At 65.5% G+C, this 18690-nt stretch carries 15 protein-coding genes; 6 read left to right on the top strand and 9 right to left on the bottom strand.

The annotated features are described in order from the left end of the window. The first annotated feature begins 33 nt into the window (after nucleotides 1–33). Nucleotides 34–1509, top strand: coding sequence for a YncE family protein (locus tag AB4Y36_RS12820; RefSeq protein WP_368683135.1), 1476 nt, complete (start codon nucleotides 34–36; stop codon nucleotides 1507–1509). Between the two features lie 164 nt (nucleotides 1510–1673). Then, nucleotides 1674–2069, top strand: coding sequence for a hypothetical protein (locus AB4Y36_RS12815; RefSeq protein ID WP_368683134.1), 396 nt, complete (start codon nucleotides 1674–1676; stop codon nucleotides 2067–2069). Between the two features lie 16 nt (nucleotides 2070–2085). On the opposite strand, the gene AB4Y36_RS12810 is transcribed toward AB4Y36_RS12815, so the two are convergent. After that, a complete protein-coding gene (locus AB4Y36_RS12810; protein WP_069263150.1) occupies nucleotides 2086–2997 on the bottom strand; it encodes a CHAD domain-containing protein in 912 nt (303 codons plus the stop codon). A gap of 224 nt (nucleotides 2998–3221) precedes the next feature. On the opposite strand from AB4Y36_RS12810, the gene AB4Y36_RS12805 reads away from it, so the two are divergent. Continuing rightward, nucleotides 3222–3590 carry an NUDIX hydrolase gene (locus AB4Y36_RS12805; protein WP_069263547.1) on the top strand — a complete coding sequence of 123 codons (369 nt, stop codon included), beginning with the start codon at nucleotides 3222–3224 and terminating at the stop codon, nucleotides 3588–3590. Nucleotides 3591–3700: 110 nt separating this feature from the next. Here AB4Y36_RS12805 and AB4Y36_RS12800 read toward each other — a convergent pair whose 3' ends face one another. After that, a complete protein-coding gene (locus AB4Y36_RS12800) occupies nucleotides 3701–4189 on the bottom strand; it encodes a hypothetical protein (protein ID WP_368683133.1) in 489 nt (162 codons plus the stop codon). Between the two features lie 229 nt (nucleotides 4190–4418). Here AB4Y36_RS12800 and pstS point away from each other — a divergent pair, with 229 nt between their 5' ends. Next, complete coding sequence (gene pstS / locus AB4Y36_RS12795; protein WP_368602699.1) at nucleotides 4419–5444, top strand: phosphate ABC transporter substrate-binding protein PstS; 1026 nt, start codon at nucleotides 4419–4421, stop codon at nucleotides 5442–5444. Between the two features lie 81 nt (nucleotides 5445–5525). On the opposite strand, the gene AB4Y36_RS12790 is transcribed toward pstS, so the two are convergent. Genes AB4Y36_RS12790 through AB4Y36_RS12780 form a run of 3 tightly spaced genes read right to left on the bottom strand, consistent with a single transcriptional unit; the run spans nucleotide 5526 to nucleotide 7821 of the window. Then, on the bottom strand, nucleotides 5526–5654 hold the full coding sequence (locus AB4Y36_RS12790; RefSeq protein WP_368618361.1) for a DUF3562 domain-containing protein: 129 nt from the start codon (nucleotides 5652–5654) through the stop codon (nucleotides 5526–5528). Then, nucleotides 5655–6374 carry a response regulator gene (locus AB4Y36_RS12785; protein ID WP_368683132.1) on the bottom strand — a complete coding sequence of 240 codons (720 nt, stop codon included), beginning with the start codon at nucleotides 6372–6374 and terminating at the stop codon, nucleotides 5655–5657. It lies immediately after the preceding gene. Continuing rightward, entirely contained in the window at nucleotides 6367–7821 is a 1455-nt protein-coding gene (locus AB4Y36_RS12780) for an ATP-binding protein (protein WP_368683131.1), read from the bottom strand. The genes AB4Y36_RS12785 and AB4Y36_RS12780 overlap by 8 nt, the downstream gene beginning before the upstream one ends. A gap of 231 nt (nucleotides 7822–8052) precedes the next feature. On the opposite strand from AB4Y36_RS12780, the gene AB4Y36_RS12775 reads away from it, so the two are divergent. Further along, the gene (locus AB4Y36_RS12775; RefSeq protein WP_069263155.1) at nucleotides 8053–8802 is read left to right on the top strand and encodes a response regulator; all 750 of its coding nucleotides are present in this window, start codon (nucleotides 8053–8055) and stop codon (nucleotides 8800–8802) included. Here the strand turns inward: AB4Y36_RS12775 and AB4Y36_RS12770 are convergent. From AB4Y36_RS12770 to AB4Y36_RS12760, 3 genes are all read right to left on the bottom strand, one after another. After that, a complete protein-coding gene (locus AB4Y36_RS12770) occupies nucleotides 8789–9691 on the bottom strand; it encodes a transglutaminase N-terminal domain-containing protein (protein WP_368683130.1) in 903 nt (300 codons plus the stop codon). The two genes, AB4Y36_RS12775 and AB4Y36_RS12770, sit on opposite strands and share 14 nt — an antisense overlap. Further along, nucleotides 9688–12321, bottom strand: a complete 2634-nt coding sequence (locus AB4Y36_RS12765; protein ID WP_368683129.1) for a circularly permuted type 2 ATP-grasp protein — start codon at nucleotides 12319–12321, stop codon at nucleotides 9688–9690. Before AB4Y36_RS12765 ends, AB4Y36_RS12770 begins: the two co-directional genes overlap by 4 nt. Before the next feature lie 77 nt (nucleotides 12322–12398). Continuing rightward, complete coding sequence (locus tag AB4Y36_RS12760) at nucleotides 12399–15848, bottom strand: DUF2126 domain-containing protein (RefSeq protein ID WP_368683128.1); 3450 nt, start codon at nucleotides 15846–15848, stop codon at nucleotides 12399–12401. Between the two features lie 173 nt (nucleotides 15849–16021). Here AB4Y36_RS12760 and AB4Y36_RS12755 point away from each other — a divergent pair, with 173 nt between their 5' ends. Then, the gene (locus AB4Y36_RS12755; protein WP_368683127.1) at nucleotides 16022–17095 is read left to right on the top strand and encodes a putative zinc-binding metallopeptidase; all 1074 of its coding nucleotides are present in this window, start codon (nucleotides 16022–16024) and stop codon (nucleotides 17093–17095) included. A 37-nt stretch (nucleotides 17096–17132) separates the two neighbouring features. Here the strand turns inward: AB4Y36_RS12755 and AB4Y36_RS12750 are convergent, their stop codons facing one another. Then, a complete protein-coding gene (locus AB4Y36_RS12750) occupies nucleotides 17133–18605 on the bottom strand; it encodes a circularly permuted type 2 ATP-grasp protein (RefSeq protein ID WP_368602693.1) in 1473 nt (490 codons plus the stop codon). Nucleotides 18606–18690: the final 85 nt, after the last annotated feature.

Below are 18690 nucleotides of genomic sequence, written 5' to 3'. Positions count from 1 at the left end.
ACCCGCTCGCATCAAGACGCAGGAGACAACGTCATGAAATACAACGCCATGCTTGGTGCGGCCCTGACTGCCGCTGCGCTCGCCGCCACGACACTCGCCGAGGCGGGGCAGGTCCCCGGCTCGCTAGCGGCGGCCGATATTGCGGTGAGCCATCGGGACCGGGTGTATTCGTCTGATCAGTTTTCGAATACCGTGTCGATCATCGATCCGGCGGCCAATCGTCTGGTCGGTGTCATCCGCCTCGGGGAGCCGACCCCGGCCAATTTCAGCCCGCTCTATCACGGTCAGTTGCTCGTGCATGGGATGGGCTTTTCGCCCGATCATCGCACATTGGCCATCGTCTCCATCGGCTCGAACTCGGTATCCTTCATCGATACGCAAACCAATGCGGTCAAGCACGTGACCTATGTGGGCCGCTCCCCGCACGAGGCATTTTTCACGCCCGACGGCAACGAGGTGTGGGTGACCGTGCGCGGCGAGAACTATGTCGATGTGCTCGACGCCAAGACCTTCGAAGAGAAGACGCGCATTGTCGTGCCGGCCGGGCCGGGCATGCAGATCTTCTCGCCCGATGGAAAGTACGGGTATATCTGTTCGTCCTTCAACCCGGAAACCGATGTCGTTTCGGTCGCCGATCACAAGATCGTGGCCCGCGTCACGCAGGCGAGCCCGTTCTGCCCGAACATCGCGGCGACGCCGGATGGCCGGCAGGTCTGGTTCACGTTGAAGGATGTGGGCAAGACGCAGGTATTCGACGCCCGGCCGCCGTTTGCGCTGCTGAAAACGCTCGACACGGGGCCGATCACCAATCACGTGAACATCGTGCAGAACGCCCACGGGATGTTTGCGTACGTGACGGTGGGCGGCCTGAACCAGATCAAGGTGTTTCGCACCGACGACTTTTCGCAGGTAGCGACGATTGCGGTCGGCAGCCTGCCGCACGGCATCTGGCCGTCCGGCGACGGCACGCGTGTCTACGTGGGCCTCGAAAACGGCGATGCGATGACGGCAATCGACACGCTGACCAACAAGGTCATCGCTACGGTTGCGGTCGGCCAGGCGCCGCAAGCCGTGGCGTATGTACCCGACGCCGTGCCGGATGGCGACGGCACGGCCAACACGCAGCCGCTCGGCGCGGCGGGGGAGGCCACGCATGTCATGCTGATCCCGGTGGGTGGCGCCGCAGCCGACCATGGCGCTGCGCCGACTTCGGTAGCGTTGTTCGACCAGGGAGTGCTGCAGGTGCTGCAGGCGGCGGTGACGGGATTGCAGGCGGGCCAGCCGTATTTCCTCGGACTTTCGGACCACGCCGACGGCAGTGGCAAAATCGACGTCCTCGCAAGCTTCAAGGCCAACCCGGCCGGCTCCGCAATCGTCAACACGCTGGGCCAGATTCGACAAGTCGTCGCGCCTGGCACGCCCGGCGTGTCCGACCGCCGACGATATCTCGTGATCGCGCCGAGCGTGGGCGGTGCGCCCGGACCCGTAGTGCAGGTGCAAGCCTTGTGAGGATCCCGGGCATCGTCCCGGTCATTTCGAATTCCTTAGTAAAAAACTTGCGGCTCGTGGGCGACACTGTTTGTTTGCCCACGTACGCAGGCGCCTGGCGCTTGACGCCTGCCTCTGCGGGAAGCTAACTGACGGTGATCGGCACCCGAAAGCGAGGTGAAGAAATGAGCGCTTCCCGCAATCTGGCTAACAGCCAGCTTACCGTTCTGTTCCTGATCCTTCTGGTGCATGGCACGGCCCACGCCGCCGACGATCGTGCGGTGTCGGCCGCCTCACCCGGCTTCGAGCCGAGCGAGCTTTCGACAGACTGCATCGACCGGGAATATCGCGGGAAAAATGCCAAACTGGGTCTCGACTACACCGACCTGATCAACAACTGCGGTGCATCGGTCATCATCACGTGGCAGTCGTTCAACCACGGCGCGCCGCAAACCGAAGGCGGCGGGGGAATGGGGCAATCGGCATGCATACCGCCGGGCGGTACCATCACCACCGCATCGCGCGAGCGGCTCGGCACGGCGAGTGAGAACCTGCCTGTTAGCGTCGTGACCTGCCAGTGACGGCGGCGCAGCCGGTTCAGCCGGAAATGGCTCTCACCCTCCGCGAGGCAACATCTATTCGCTGGCACTTCCTTTCTTCCAGCCACTGCAACGACTTCTCGACGACGTCGGCAGGCACCTCGTCGAATGTGGTGTTGCGGATCAAGGTTTCGCTCGCGGCAATGTCGTTGAATTCCCCCAGCGTCTTTTGCACGGAGGTCAGTTCCTTGATGGTGCGATCGTGGTCGCCTTTGATGACGGGTTGAAAAAACTCGAGCAGATAGCGCAGCTTTTTGCCGGCCTTGCGCACGTCATGCAGACTTTCCTCGTGGCCAGCCTCGCTTCGCGCGGCGCGTCTGCTGCGTTTTCGAAGCGTGCGCTGCGCCATACGGACCCGTTGCCTGGCAAACGCGCGGATTGGAAGATCACTGCAACGCGACTGCAGCGTGGTTTGCGCGCGAAGCACCGCGTCGTTCAGAAATGCTTCGACGGCTTCGCTCTTGATCATGGCCTGGCTATGCGCCACCGCTTGCGCGCGTTTCTCACGCGCGGCGGTCACCAGCAGTTCGATGGATGCGTCTGACTTCTGCGCGGTTTCCAGGAGGTCGCCGGCGATGTCCCAGTCGCGCGTTCCGCCCGCTACGGCGGCCAGACGCTTGAATTCTTCGCTGGCTTGCGCGGTGGCTTCCTCGCCGAGCCAGGGCGAGTACGCCCAATACAATGCACGAAGCTTTCTGAAGGCCACCCGAAGCTGATGAAATGCTTCGGGGTCGACGCCTGAAGACAGGGCTTTCGTCCTTTGCACCGCTTCGATGACCACTGGCATGGCCAATGATGAGAAGGTGCTGGCGATGGAGGTCTTGCTGGTGAGTGACGCATCGGAGCGTCGCCGATCGATTCTGAAGCGAGTGCGCGGCCGTGGTAAAGGCCAGTCACCGTCCATATCCATTCGAGCCTCGAGTCTGACGAAAACAGGTTGCCCCAAACCATACCATACGGCCGGTTGGCAACCTGATCTTCGTGACGATTTGATGAAGTGTGCAAATTCTGACAAGTTGACAGCCTTTGCGTCGCCAGCAGGTTGACCTTCTGTATTACGATGCTTACCTACGTCAGGCGTTGCTGTGCGGATGCATCGAGAAGCGCCTCCCGGGAACGAAGTGGGAGTTCGAGTTGAAGAAACGGGCCACCGTGATCTGCCGTAGAGGTAAGCGAATTCTCCTGGTAGCACGCAGTCAGTCGAAGTGGGCACTACCGGGTGGCATGTTGAAGCGCGGTGAGCATCTAACGCAGGCCGCGCTTCGAGAACTCAAGGAGGAGACGCGGCTCCTGGGCAAGTCGGCCAGGTACCTGTTCGACATTCGCGGCAAGCAGAAACACCATCACGTGTTCTCCTGTGAAATACCCAGGCAGGCCAAGGCACGGCCGAGCAGCGAGATAGCCAGGTGTCGATGGGTCCACCTCGACGACATCCCGCGCCTGCTCACCAGCGGCCCGACGAACGATATCGTGCGGCTGATCAACCAGCGGCGCAGGAAGTAACACCACGGCCCTCGTGGTGACGGATTGAACGCCCACGGCGTTCAATCCCGATGCATCTGCCTTCCTCAGGCAGCTATCCCAAGCCCCACATCTTCAACGCTTCGCGCCCATCACGCGTTTTCGTCGCCTTTGGCCGGACGCCCCGTCTTGACGGTTTCAAGTGCTTCGATCGCAGCCAGCAGTCGCTTCTGCGGCGCCGCTTCGAGCAATTGAAGGCCGGCGCGCAATAGTTCGCTCTTTCTCACCGCAACGCCGGCCTCCAGGCACTTGCGTTTGAGGAGCGCGATGCGCTGGTAGTCCGTCTTGGGCATCGTGAAGCTGTCGCGCACGACCTTATCTTTCTTCACGCGCTTGGCCTTGACCTTCTCCGCGGGTGCGGCTGCAGGTGCAGGCGCCGGTGCCTGTGCGGCGCCGTTAGCGGGCTTCGCAGGCGCTTTGGGCGCGGCCTTCTTGCGCCTGGACTTAATCGCCGCTTCCGCTGGCGCTGCCGCAGCGGGCTTTGCCGTTTCGCTTTGGGCATCCGCGGTTGCCTCGGTTGCCGCGGACTTCGGGAAGTGGAACGCCTTCCTGGTGGGTTTGCGTGTGGTCGCTACAGTCATGTCGATCTCCGGTCTGAAAACGGTATAAACAGTATATCCGGTTTATTGCGACATTCCACTCTGCCGCGAGCCACCTTCGAACCTGCTCAGTGAGTCCTTGCTAACACGTCTTCTGAATGGTGACGCCGGCATCCATAAGCTCTCTTTTGCGATCGATTCCAGTGTCACCCAATCGTCACATTGCGAACGTAACGTCCAGCGCATCAAGAACGATTTGAAGGAGTACGGGATGAGAGTCAGTCTCTTTGCGATTGTCATTCTCGCGCTGGGCTCGGGCATCGCCCAGGCTGCGGATATCACGGGCGCCGGCAGCACCTTCGCTGCGCCGATCTACACGAAATGGGCGGACGCCTATCAGAAGTCGGGCGGCGGCAAGGTGAATTACCAGGGCATTGGCTCGTCGGGCGGCATCAAGCAGATTCAGGCCAAGACCGTCGATTTCGCGGGCTCGGACGCTCCGCTGAAGGATGACCAGTTGGCGAAGGACGGCCTGTTCCAGTTCCCGACGGTGGTCGGGGGCGTCGTGCCGGCGATCAATGTGCCGGGCGTAAAGCCGGGCGAGATCACCCTGTCGGGCCCGGTACTCGGCGACATCTACCTCGGCAAGATCAAGAAGTGGAACGACCCGGCCATCGTCGCCCTGAACCCGAAGGTCAAGCTGCCTGATCTCGACATCGCCGTGGTGCGCCGCGCCGACGGCTCGGGCACCAGCTTCATCTGGACGAACTACCTCTCGAAGGTCAGCCCCGAGTGGAAGAGCAAGGTCGGCGAAGGCACGACCGTGAACTGGCCGACGGGTACGGGCGGTAAGGGCAACGACGGGGTGGCCGCTTTCGTGCAGCGTCTGCCGGGCGCGATCGGCTACGTCGAATGGGCGTACGCCAAGCAGAACCACATGGTCTACGCCGCGATGAAGAACGAAGCGGGCACGGTCGTTCAGCCGAGTACCGAAACGTTCAAGGCAGCGGCCGCTGGCGCGGACTGGAAGAAGTCGTTCTACCAGATCCTCACGAACGAGCCGGGCAAGGACGCGTGGCCGGTGGTCGGCGCGACCTTCGTGCTGCTGCATACGGCACAGGACAAGCCTGAGCAGGGCAAGGAAACGCTCAAGTTCTTCGACTGGGCTTTCAAGAACGGCTCGTCCGCCGCCGATAGCCTCGACTACATCTCGCTGCCCGAGTCGGTCGTCAGCGAAATCAAGTCGCAGTGGAAGGAGAAGGTCAAGGACGCGAGCGGCAAGCCGATCGTACCTTGATCGGAAACGCAATCCAGGTGCGCGCATGCATTGCGCGCGCTTGCCTCTCCTGCCACTCAGAGCGTTCGGGGCTTCACGAGCCTAGTGTGCGTCGCTGCGCGAACTCCGAAGATTTTCGCGCACGCGCCGCGCGACCAGCACGCTCAGGTAATCCATGATGCGCGCGCCGTCGCTGAATGCCGCCCAGGTTTCGGGTACAGGCTGTCGAATTCATTCGCCGGCAGGCGCGATCTCCAGGCGATAACCCACACCGTAAATCGAGCGGATCATGTCCTGCTCGGGCCGGATCGACTGGATTTTGCGCCGCAGGTTCTTGACGTGCGAATCGATCGTGCGGTCGGCCACGACGCGGTGATCGTCGTATAGCGCACGCAGAAGAAAGTCGCGCGCGTAAATGCGGCCCGGGCCCGAATGCAGCAACGCGAGCAAACGAAATTCGATGGGTGTGAGGTGCAGATCCCGACCATCCAGGCGCGCGGCGTGTTGCGCGACATCGATCGAAAACGGCGAGGCCACGGTGCCTTCCGCTTCCTGGTGCGCCCGCGCAAGCAGTTCAGCCCGGCGCAGGATCGCCTTGACGCGCGCGACGACTTCACGCGGACTGAACGGCTTGCACACGTAGTCGTCGGCACCCAGTTCGAGCCCGAGCAAACGGTCGATTTCGTCCACGCGCGCCGTGATGATCATCACGGGAATGGCGGAGAACGTGCGCAGTTCGCGGCACACGTCGAGACCGCTGCGCCCGGGCAGCATCAGGTCGAGCAGCACCATCGACGGTTGGTGTTCGCGCACGTACGGCACGACCTCGCGGCCGTCCGCCAGGATCGTCGTGGCGAAATCCTCTTTCGCGAGATAGTCGGCGAGCAGGGCCGCGAGCTTCGGCTCGTCTTCGACGATGAGGATGGACGGCCGCATAGTCGGATCAATCATGATGCGTGTGCAGGCGAGGAAGTTGGACCAGGATCCGCAGCCCACCGAGCGGCGAGCGCGATGCCTCGATCGTGCCGCCGTGTTGCTCGACGATGTGCTTGCACAATGCGAGCCCGAGACCCGCGCCGCCGCTTTGACGGCTGCGCGATGGATCGACGCGGAAAAACCGGTCGAACAGATGCGGCAGTAGCGGCGCAGGAACCGGCGGAAACGAATCTTGAACGTCGACATGGATGTCGTTGTCGTTCGACGTGACCGAGAGCCTCACGCAGCCGCCGGCGTTGGTGTAGCGCAGGGCATTTTCCAGCAGGTTTTTCCACAGCTGCGTGAGGCGATAGGGATCGCCCGAGAGCGTGGCGTGAGCGTCGTCGGGATCGAAATCCAGCGTGATGTCCTTGGCGGCGAGGCGCTCGCGAAATACGTCGCATGCGGCCTCCACGATGGGTACGAGGTCGAGCGGCACTTTTTCGAACGAAAGCTGGCCGATGTCGGCCAGCGAAAGTTCATAGAGATCGTCGATCAACTGGCTGAGCATCGCTACTTCGGACTGCAGAGAAGTGATGGTCGCCGCGTCGGGCCGGCGCACGCCGTCCTCGATCGCCTCGAGTTCGCCGCGCAGCACCGAGAGGGGCGTACGCAACTCATGCGAAATGTCGGCGATAAAGTCGCGCCGGTCGCTTTCGGCTTTTTCGAGCGACGCCGCAAGCCGGTTGAAATCGCTCGCGAGCATCTGCAACTCATCGCTGCCTTTGGCCGGCACGCGCGTAGCGTAGTCGCCGCCCGCGAGGCGATGCGTGGCCGTGACGATCCGCTTGATCGGTGTGAGCAGCGTGCGCGCGAGGATGATCGACATGGCGGCGGAGAGCAACGCCGTAAAGCCCACGATGATCCACGTCACCTGCAGCTGGCGGTCCTTGAAGCGCTGCTCCGCCTGATTGATGAGCGAGGTGGGTCCCCCCAACGCGATCCAGCCGACCGTTTGACCCTTGACGCGCAGCGGATGGCGCACGGCGTCGGGCGGCGGGGGCGGGCCCGCGCTCGTGACGAGTTTCATGTTCGCGTCGTAAAGCGTGTAGGGCGGGCGAAACGGCCGCGAGTGCCCGGCAAGGCCGGGGCCGAAGGGGCCACCGTTGCCGTCGTTGCCGTGGAAGCCGCCCGGCGCATCGGGCGGGCGGCCATCGTCCGGCGGCGCGCCGGGCGGCGGCCCGCCGTCGAATGGAGGCCGGTCTGGCGCGGTCTCACGAGCGAAATCCCAATTGCCATGCTGGGCGTATGAGGCTTCGAGTTCCTGCTGGAGCGCCGCCAGTTCGCTTGCACTTTGTTCCTGCAGAAAATCCACGAAACCGAATTCGAAACTCGTCCGGATCGCGACGCCCATGGCCACGGCGGCGAGCACGCAGGCCGAAAGAATCGCGAGGAAGAGCTTGGAGGTGACGCTGACTTTCATGACGGGTTCAGCAGGGAGCGATAAAGGCGAGTGCGAATTTATTCGGCACTATTTTCGCCCGAAGCGTACCGTAAGGTGTACGTGGCCCGTCCGAATCCACACTTTCTCCAGATTTCCCTTCTTTTTCCTGCACCGTTGTTCCGTATGATCCGCTGCAGATCGAAGCGCATCCCTGCGTTCGTGCGCGGGATCGGAATGGAAGACGCGCATCTCAGAGGAAGGGACAGGTCGATGGACATTCACGTGCTGCTTGTCGAGCCCGATCAGGCGTATCGGGACGACCTGCGTACTTATTTGCAGCGGCAGCAGATCGCGGTGTCGGTGCTGTATGGTGTCGAGCGGCTGGAGCAGCGTCTCGCGCGAGAAACGCCCTCGCTCATCATTCTGCGGCACGATGCGCTCAAGATCGACGGCATTGCAGCGCTGCGCACGCTGCGTGAACGCGGATGGCTGACGCCCGCCATCATCGTGAGCCAGTCCGCCGACGTGGCCGACAAGGTGCTCGCCTTCGAATTCGGCGCCCACGACTACATGGTCGATCCGTTCGACCCGCGCGAACTGCTCGCACGTCTGCACCATGCATTGCGTTGCAAGATCGATTACCCCGCGTCGCCGCGCAGGGAGACGAAGTACGTCTTCGACGGATTCGAACTCGACGCCATCGATAATCAACTGTTCAGGGACGGCCTCAAGATTCCTGCCCCGCCGCTGGTGCTCGCCGTGCTCGCGGTGTTCGCTGCGAACCGCCTGCGGCCGCTTTCGCGCGAGCGCATCGTGAGCATGATCGATCGCAATTCGTCGCTTCACGCGCGCAGCGTCGACGTTGTCGTCTTTCGTCTGCGCAAGCTGCTTGGCCTGTCGCCTTGCGGCCGCCAATATATTCAAACGCGTTACAGGGATGGTTATGTTTTTTGCCCTGACGACGCGCTTGCCGATCTGGACCTCGCTGCCAGCGTAAGCGCGGCAGTCAATCCGCGCTGACATTGACCGCGACATCGACTCGATGCGCGCCCCCGCCGAGAATGACGCCGCGCAGGAGCGACACGTCGGTGTAATCGCGGCCGATGGCGAGCGTGACGTGGCCCTGGTCGGCGAGCACGTCATTGGTCGGATCGAGGTCGATCCAGCCGGCAGAGGGCGCAGACGGCACCGAAGGCACGTAGAGCGACACCCACGCATGCGAGGCGTCCGCGCCGATCATCGGTTGGGCGCCTTCAGGCGGGTCATTGCGCAGATAGCCGCTCACGTAGCGCACGGCTAGCCCGATCGAGCGCAAGCAGCCGATCATCACCTGGGCGAAATCCTGACACACGCCATGGCGCAGTTCGAAGGCGCGCGCGGCGGGCGTGTCGAACGACGTTGCCGAGGGGCGGTACGCGAAATCGGCGTGGATGCGATGCATCAGGTCGATCGCGCCGGTCAGAACCGGGGCGTCGGGCCCAAAACTCTCCAGCGCGTAGGCGCGAAATTCCGGCAGCAACGCGATATTCGGCGAGGCGAAACAAAATTCGGACTCCGCATGGAAGGCGTCCCCCGCCGTGTAACGCAGCATGTGCGCGACGTCTTCCCAGGCCGGCGTGCCGTCTGCGTCGAGCGTCGCGTAGCGCGGCGAGAGCAGCACGCTCGTTTCGCTCGTCATCTGCAGATAGTCGTGCGGCGCGTCGAACGAGAAGTAGAGCACCTCGTTGCCGAAGGCGTCGCGGCGGCTCGTCTGATACGACGGTGCGGGTTCGATACGCTCGCGGTGCGCGAGCACGCGCTGCCAGGGAAGGTCGAGCGGGCGGATGGTCGCGAGATGCTGGGCGGTCTCGACGAGCGTCGAATAGCGGTAGGTCGTGCGGTGCGTGACCGCGAGGCGGGTGCCGTTCATGACCAGACCTGCGCGGCGAGCGGCACGGCGTGGCTGAACCAGCGCGCGCTGATTTCGTTCGACATCGCGGCCATACGCTCGGCGAGACTGTCGCACAGTGCGGTGAGCGCGGGGTATCGGCCGTCCTCGCCGGGCTCGCAGAGCGCCTCCAGCGTCGGCAGTGCCTCGATGGGCGCGAGCTGCGAGGCGAACGGCTCGCGCTTCGGGCCGCGCGCCGCCTGGGCGATTTCGTCGAGTCGCGCGCGCAGCCGCGCGTAGACGCCGTAGAGGCCGCGCGGATTGGTCGGGTCGGTCACGATCACGTCGAGCAGGGCCGGCACTTCGAGTCGCCCCGGATACAGCGAGCGATACGTGAGCGTGCTGTCGAACAGTTGCAGCAGCACGTCGAAGCCCGCGGGCGTGGCGAGCGTGCGTTCGTGCGCGGCGATGCGAAGCATGGTGGCCAACGCGGCCACGCGCTCGATATGGCGCCCCGCGAACAGCAGGCGCCAGGCTTCGTCGCGGGTCATGCGGTCGCCCTGGCAGCCGCTGATGGCGCTCAACTGTGTTGCGAGCGCATCGAGCGCGCCCATCAGCGCCATGCGGTCGTACGGCGTGGGACGCCGGAATTCGATCGCCGCTCCCTGACGCGCGGCCGCAGGCACGAGTGAAAGCGCCTGAAGCGCATCGCGGAAGTCGTTGCGCGAGGCAAGCACAGTGCGCCAGTGATCGTTCGACAGCCGGCCGCGAATCTCACCGCACGCATACGCCTGGGTCGCGAGCGTGCGGCCGATGCCCGTTGCGCCGGCATTTTCGTGCAGATTGGCCACGAGTGAGCGCTCGAAGTCGTCGAGGCTGCGCCGGGCTTCGCTGACTGTGGCGGGCACGAGTCCGTTGGCGGCGGCCAGTTCGACGAAGGTGCCGAACAACTCTTCGGCGTCGCTGCCTTCGAGCGAGCCGAGAATCAGCCGGCACAGGCGCACGCCGTTTTCGGCGCGCTCGCCGTAACGCCCCGCCCAGAACAGGTTCTCCGCCGAACGGCTCGGCACGCGGCGGCGCTCTCGGCGCAACTCGCCGGGCTTGATGGGGCTCGGCAGGAGCGTGAAGGTCGATCCGGGCTGGCTCGACAGCACCCAGGTATCCACGCTGCTGCCGCCCATCTGCATCGATACGGATTCCTGATGTTCGGCCGCGAGGCGCGTGAAGCCGCCAGGCAGCACGCGCCAGCCGTATTCCTGATCGGCAATCGCGTAGACGCGCAGCCCGGCAGGCCGCGCGCCGAGCATGCCCGCGCCGGTCTCGTAGCGCGGCGTATAGCTGTAGCGCAGCGGCTGCTGGACCGTGAAGGCGTCGGGCAACTGCTCGATGCGCTCGCGCCAGTCGGCGAGCGTTTGCACGCCGGCGGCCAGTCCGGGCGGCGCGGACGACCCGTTCGCCGCGCCGGGCCACGTCGGCACGAGCAGCGCCTCGGGCACCTGCGCGAGCGCGTCGCGCCAGGCCGCGTCTTCGCCGCACCACCAGGTCGCGATGCCGGGCAGCGCAAGCTCCTCGCCGAGCAGCGCCCGGGCGATGCCGGGCATGAAGCCGTGCAGCGCGGGCGATTCGACGAAGCCCGCGCCGGGCACGTTCGAGACCATCACGTTGCCCGCGCGCATGACCTGTAGCAGTCCCGGTACGCCAATGGTCGAGTCGGCGCGAAGCTCGACCGGGTCGCAAAACGTATCGTCGAGGCGGCGCAGCACGGCGTGCACGCGCTCCAGCCCGTCCAGCGTCTTCAGGTACAGCATGTCGTCGCGCACCGTGAGGTCCTTGCCCTCGACGAGCGTGAGGCCGAGGTAGCGCGCGAGGAACACGTGCTCGAAGTAAGTCTCGCTGAACGGCCCCGGCGTGAGCAGCACGATATGCGCGGACGTGCCGCTCACGCTGCGCTCGTCGGCGCTCATGATCGCGCGTGCGGCCGCCGCGAGCGTGGCGATGAGCTGCGAATAGGACGGTGCGAGACGATGCACCCGCATGGTGCGAAACGGCTCGGCGAAGAGGCTCGAGACGATGAGCCGGTTTTCCAGCAGATAGCCGAGCCCCGAGGGCGCTTCCGTGCGGTGCGAGACGACGGTCCACTGACCTTCGGGCGAGCGCGCGAGGTCGAGCGCGACGATCTGCAAGTACTGGCGGTCGGCCGGCACGAAGCCTTTCACCGCACGCAGATAGCCCGGGTGGCCGAACACCAGCGCGGGCGGCAGCAGGCCGCGCGCGAGCAGCGTTTGCGGCCCGTAGATATCGGCGACGATCTCGTTGAGCAGGCGCGCGCGCTGCGCGGCGCCGCGCTCGATCTGCGCCCATTCGGCTTCGTCGATGATGAACGGCAGCACGTCGAGCGCCCACGGGCGCGGGCCGCCCGCGTCCGCATAGACGTTATAGGTGATGTCGTTCTCTCGCACCTGGCGCGCGACCGACGCCGCGGCGCCGTCGAAACCCGCCACGCCCGGCTTGCCGAGGTGCCCGAAGAACTGCCGCCACGGCTCGCGCAGCTCGCCTTGCGCCGTCTGCAGTTCGTCCCAGTGACCGGCGCGTACCGGCAGCGTGCGCAGCGGCGCGCCCGCCGGGTCGTCGCTGGCGGAGGAATCGAACGGCAGGGTGGATTGGGTCGGCAAGATCGTGGGTCGGGGCAGCGCGCCTCGCTCGCGAGGCACGCCTTCGGTTAGGGCGCTTGACGGGTTATCGGCCGCAATCAGCCGCAGCGTAGATCCAGTGTGAACGGAAACTCGAGGCTGCGCTCGGGGGGCGCCACTTCCACGGGCCCCGGCGTGTGGCCGGTCGTGAAGAAGCGCGCGCGCCGCCGGCTCTCGGCCTCGTAGGCGTTGACCGGAAACGTCTGATAACTGCGGCCGCCCGGATGCGCAACATGATACTGGCATCCGCCGATCGCGCGCGCACTCCAGGTGTCGACGATATCGATCGTGAGCGGCGCGTGCACGCCGATGGTCGGATGCAGCGACGCCGCCTGTTGCCACGCGCGAAACCGCACGCCCGCCACGCTCTCGCTTACGCGTCCGGTCGGCTGAAGCGGCAGCGCGTGGCCGTTCACGCTCACGACGTGGCGGCTCTCGTTGATGCCGAGCACCCGCACTTCGAGCCGCTCGACCGACGAATCGACATAGCGCACCGTCGTGCCGGCTCCGCCTTCTTCGCCCATCACGTGCCACGGTTCGAGCGCATGGCGCACCGAGAGCGCAATGCCGCTCGTCTGCAGCTCGCCGACCAGCGGGAAGCGGAATTCGAAGTGCGGCGCGAACCAGGCGGGATCGAGCGCGAATCCCGCTGCGGACGTTTCGGCGAGCACGTCGTCGAAATCCATCTGCACGAAGGTCGAGAGCATGAAGCGGTCGTGCAGCTCGGTGCCCCAGCGCGTGAGGCGCTGCGTGTACGGCGTCTTCCAGAAGCGCGCGACGAGCGCACGCAGCAGCAGTTGCTGTGCGAGGCTCATGCGCGCGTGCGGCGGCATTTCGAAGCCGCGCAGCTCGAGCAGGCCGAGGCGGCCGGTCGGGCCGTCGGGCGAGTAGAGCTTGTCGATGCAGAACTCGGCGCGATGCGTGTTGCCGGTCACGTCGATGAGGATGTTGCGCAGCGTGCGGTCGATGAGCCAGGGCGGCACGCGCGGGCCATCGTCGAAGGGGCTTCCGAAGCCGCGCAGCAGATCGACCTGGCGCTGGATCTCGGCGAACGCGACTTCCAGTTCGTAGACCTGATCGTTGCGCGCTTCGTCCACGCGCGGCGCCTGGCTCGTCGGCCCGATGAAGAGGCCCGAAAACAGGTACGACAGCGAGGGATGGTTGTGCCAGTAGGCCACGAGGCTTGCAAGCAGGTCCGGGCGGCGCAGGAACGGGCTGTCGGCTGGCGTGGCGCCGCCGAGCACGAGGTGATTGCCGCCGCCGGTGCCGGTGTGCCGGCCGTCGAGCATGAACTTCTCGGTGGAAAGCAGCGTTTCGTGCGCGGCCTGATAAAGGAATTCGGTGCGCTCGACCAGTTCGTCCCAGTTCGACGACGGGTGGATGTTCACCTCGATCACGCCGGGGTCGGGCGTGACCTGGAGCATCTTCAGGCGCGCGTCGCGCGGCGGCGGATAGCCTTCGATCACGACGGGCAGCGCCAGCTCGGCGGCGGTGGTTTCGACGGCGGCCAGCAGATCGAGGTAATCGTCGAGTTCGGCGAGCGGCGGCATGAACACGTGAAGCTGGCCTTGCGCGCGGCCAAAGGAGGCGGCTTCGGCTTTTGGCCCGGCGGCGCGCGCGGGGTCGCGTGCTTCGACGCACAGCGCGGTGCGGTGGATCCAGGCGGCGGATTCGCCGCGCTCCGGATAGCGGTTTGTTTCAGGTCCGTTCGCGCTTCCCGTGCCCTCCACCTGACGCGATCGCGCGCTGGCATCGAAGCCTGTTTCGTACTGCATGCGAAGCTCGGCGGCACTGCGCAGCGGCGCCGGGGCGGAGAACGGATCGCGGGAATGCTGCCACGGGTAGTCGCCCTCTGCGACCCACGGCAGCGAATCGAGCGGCAGACGGTAGCCCATCGGCGAGTCGCCGGGGAGGAGGTACATGCGCGCGTCGCGGAAGAACCACGGGCCGCTCACCCAGCGCGGGCCCTGCAGGGCGGGTTGGGCCGCAGGCAGCTCGCCGCGCTCGCACGCGAGCGGCAGCACGTAGCCGGTGACGGTATCGAGGCCCGCGTCGAACACGCGGCGCAGCCGCATGCGTTCCAGCTCGTCGTCGAGGCGCGAGTCGAACGGATCGACGTTCACGGGCAGCCGGCGCTCGCGCCACAGGTAATACCAGGTGTCCTCGTAGCCGGGCTGCACGTGTTGTGGATCGACCGCGAGCTTCGCCGCGAGGTGTTCGATGAAGCGCTGGGCGTCCTTGGCCGTGTGGTGGGTCGGCGAGCGCTCGTCGGCGAAGAGCGCGGGATCGCGCCAGCACGGTTCGCCGTCCGCGCGCCAGAAGAGCGAAAGCGCCCAGCGCGGCAACTGCTCGCCCGGATACCACTTGCCCTGGCCGATATGCAGAAAGCCCAGCGCGCCATAGTGCGCGCGCAGCTTTTCCATCAGCGCGATGGCGTAGCGGCGCTTGGTCGGGCCGAGCGCATCGGTGTTCCATTCGGGCGCGTCGCGGTCGCCCGCCGCCACGAAGGTCGGCTCGCCGCCCATCGTGAGGCGCACGTCCTGGTTGGCGAGCGCGGCGTCCACCTGGACACCTATGGCGTGCATGTCGGCCCATTGCGCTTCGGTGTAGGGCTTTGTCACACGCGGCGTTTCGAGCACGCGCGAGATCGACATCGAATGCGAGAACTCGACTTCGCATTCGTCGAGCGCGCCCGAGATCGGCGCCGCGCTGCCGGGCTCCGGCGTGCATGCCACCGGAATATGGCCTTCGCCCGCGAGCAGGCCCGAGGTCGGATCGAGCCCGATCCAGCCCGCGCCGGGCAGATAGACCTCGCACCAGGCGTGCAGGTCGGTGAAGTCGGCCTCGGCGCCGCGCGGGCCGTCGATCGCCTTGACGTCGGGCGTGAGCTGCAGCAGATAGCCCGACACGAAGCGCGCCGCGAGCCCGAGCTGACGCAGCGTCTGCACGAGCAGCCAGCCCGTGTCGCGGCAGGAGCCGGAGCCTTTCTCCAGCGTTTCCTCGGGCGTTTGCACACCCGGCTCCATGCGGATCAGGTAGCCGATCTCGCGTTGCAGGCGCTGGTTCAGATCGACGAGGAAGTCGATGGTCACGCGCGGCGTGCGATCGATCGTCTCGACGAACGCGGCGAAGCGCGGCGTCGGCTCGCTGTGCGCGAGATACGGCGCCAGCTCCGCGGCCAGCTCGGGCGCGTACGTGAACGGAAAGCGCTCGGCGCTCGGTTCGAGAAAGAAGTCGAACGGGTTGTAGACCGCCATTTCCGCAACCAGATCGATCGTGACGCGGAATTCGCGCGTCGGCTCGGGAAACGCGAGCCGCGCCTGATAGTTGGCGAACGGGTCCTGCTGCCAGTTGACGAAATGACCGGCGGGTTCCACGCGCATCGAGTACGAAAGGATAGGCGTGCGGCAGTGCGGCGCGGGGCGCAGGCGCACCACGTGTGGCGCGAGGCGCACGAGCCGGTCATAGCGATACTGCGTGACATGGTTTAACGCGACACGGATGGACACACCCGACTCCTCGATCGACGTGGATGGAACGGCTGAAAAGGCGCACGGCGCAGCGCGCCTATGATGCGCATGGCGCGAGTGCAGGATGTGACAGCGGTGGCGCCGCGAGTGGGAGGCACGCGGCGTGCTGCGCGAGGCACAGCGGAACGCGCGGCCATCACGGGAATGCGGCAATGAAGACCCTTCACTGCGATCACTGCAATCAGCTGGTGTTTTTCGAAAACGAGCGCTGCGAGCGATGCGAGGCGCGCCTCGGCTATGTGCCGCAGACGGGGGAGATGCACGCGTTCGAGGATGCGGGCGCGGGGCGCTGGCGCAGCCTGAGTGCGCAGGCAAACGGTGCGCTCTTTCGTCAGTGCCACAACTACGCAGTCGAAAAGGTCTGCAACGGCATGATTCCGGCCGATTGCGACGACACGCTTTGCCGCGCCTGCCAGTTCACGCGCACGATTCCCGACCTCTCGCGGCCCGAGAACCGTCTTTACTGGTATCGCCTCGAGACGGCCAAGCGGCGCCTGCTCTACACGCTGGGGGTGCTCGGCCTGCCGCTCGTCACGCGCGCCGAAGACCCGGAACACGGCCTGCAATTCGAATTTCTCGAAGAGACGGGCGACGGCCAGCGCATCATGACGGGCCACGATCACGGGCTCATCACGATGAACATCGCCGAGGCCGACGACGCGCATCGCGAGCGCACGCGCATTTCGCTGCACGAGCCGTATCGCACCTTGCTGGGGCATTTTCGCCACGAGGTCGGCCACTACTATTTCGATCGTCTCATCGCGCAGGAGCCGACGGGGCGTTGGCTCGAACCGTTTCGCCGCCGCTTCGGCGACGAGCGCGCCGACTATGCCGCCGCGCTCGCCGCGCACTACGCCGACGGCCCCGCGCCCGACTGGGCCGAGCGCCACGTGAGCGCCTATGCGTCGGTGCATCCGTGGGAGGACTGGGCCGAGACGTGGGCGCATTACCTGCATATCGTCGATACGCTCGACACCGCAACGGCCTGCGGCCTCGCGCTGCTGCCCGAAAGCCCCGACGAGCCCACGCTGGTCGACCAGACGCCGGTGGACGAGGCGAGCTTCGACAGCCTGCTGGCGCGCTGGTTTCCGCTCACCTACGCGCTGAACAGCCTGAACCGCAGCCTCGGCATGCCCGACGGCTACCCGTTCGCGCTGGCTTCGCCCGTCATCGACAAATTGCGCTTCGTTCATCGCGTGATCTCGGCTTCGTCTTCGCGGTCGTGAACGTCCACGCGCCGCGCGAGTTCGTTGAGGCGCCGGCTCAGCGCTCCAGCACCCAGGTGTCCTTCGTGCCGCCGCCCTGCGAGGAATTGACCACGAGCGAGCCCTCGCGCAGCGCGACCCGCGTGAGCCCGCCCGGCACCATGCGCACTTCCTTGCCCGAGAGCACGAATGGACGCAGGTCGATGTGGCGCGGCGCGACGCCCGTTTCGACCCACGTCGGGCAGGTGGAAAGCGAGAGCGTGGGCTGCGCGATGTACTTGTCCGGGTTCGCGACGAGCGCCGCGCGAAACGCCTCGATCTCGGCGCGCGTGGCAGCGGGACCGATCAGCATGCCGTAGCCGCCCGCGCCGTGCGTTTCCTTCACGACCAGCTCCGGCAGATGGTCGAGCACGTAGCGCAGGTCGTCGGCCTTGCGGCACATCCACGTGGGCACGTTCTTGAGCAGCGGCTCCTCGCCCAGATAGAAGCGCACCATGTCCGGCACGTAGGGGTAGATCGACTTGTCGTCGGCGACGCCCGTGCCCACCGCGTTGCACAGCGTCACGTTGCCCTTGCGGTAGACGTTCATGAGGCCCGCCGCGCCGAGCGCCGAATCGGACCGGAAAACGTGCGGATCGAGAAAGTCGTCGTCCACGCGCCGGTAGATCACGTCCACGCGCTGCGGGCCCTTCGTGGTGCGCATATAGAGGTGATCGTTCTCGACGAACAGGTCCTGGCCTTCCACGAGCTCGATGCCCATTTGCTGCGCGAGGAACGCGTGCTCGAAGTAGGCCGAGTTGTACATGCCGGGCGTGAGCAGCACGACCGTCGGATTGTCGGTGCCGGACGGCGCGGCGGCGCGCAGCGTGTCGAGCAGCAGGTCGGGGTAGTGCGCAACGGGCGCCACGCGATTGCGCACGAACAGATCGGGAAAGAGCCGCATCATCATCTTGCGGTTTTCCAGCATGTACGAGACGCCGGAGGGCACGCGCAGGTTGTCCTCGAGCACGTAGAACTCGCCCTCGCCGGCGCGCACGATGTCGATGCCCGCGATATGCGCATAGATGTCGTGCGCGACGTGCACGCCCTGCATCTCGGGGCGGTACTGCGCGTTGCGCAGGATCTGGTCGGCTGGCACGATGCCGCGCTTGACGATCTCCTGCTCGTGATAGATGTCGTGGATGAAGCGGTTGAGCGCGTTCACGCGCTGGCGCAGGCCGCGCTCGAGCGTGTTCCACTCCTGGCGCTGGAAGATGCGCGGGATCACGTCGAACGGAATCGTGCGCTCGGTGCCCGCACCCGTTATGTCCTTTTCGCCATAAACGGCGAAGGTGATGCCCACACGCCGGAAGATGGCATCGGCTTCGGCGCGCTTCTTGAGCATCTGCTGCTCGCTCTGCCTGCGCATCCAGGCGAAGAATTCGCGGTAGTGGGCGCGCGGCTCGCCGACCTGCGCAAACGCCGTGGCGGCAAGGCCGCGAACGTCGAAATCCCCGTACTCGAACATCTCGTTGAAGGCTGTTGGCTTCATGTGCGTTTTTTCCGTTCGCTGCTCTTTTGCGCGCGATTGTTCGTGTTTGTTCGTGCCGGGTTGCGTAGGGGCAATGCAACTTCCA

Origin of the sequence: Paraburkholderia sp. BR10936, assembly GCF_040965735.1 — a bacterium.
GTDB classification, from domain to species: Bacteria; Pseudomonadota; Gammaproteobacteria; order Burkholderiales; family Burkholderiaceae; genus Paraburkholderia; species Paraburkholderia nodosa_A.
This window is presented reverse-complemented; position numbering and strand designations above follow the sequence as displayed.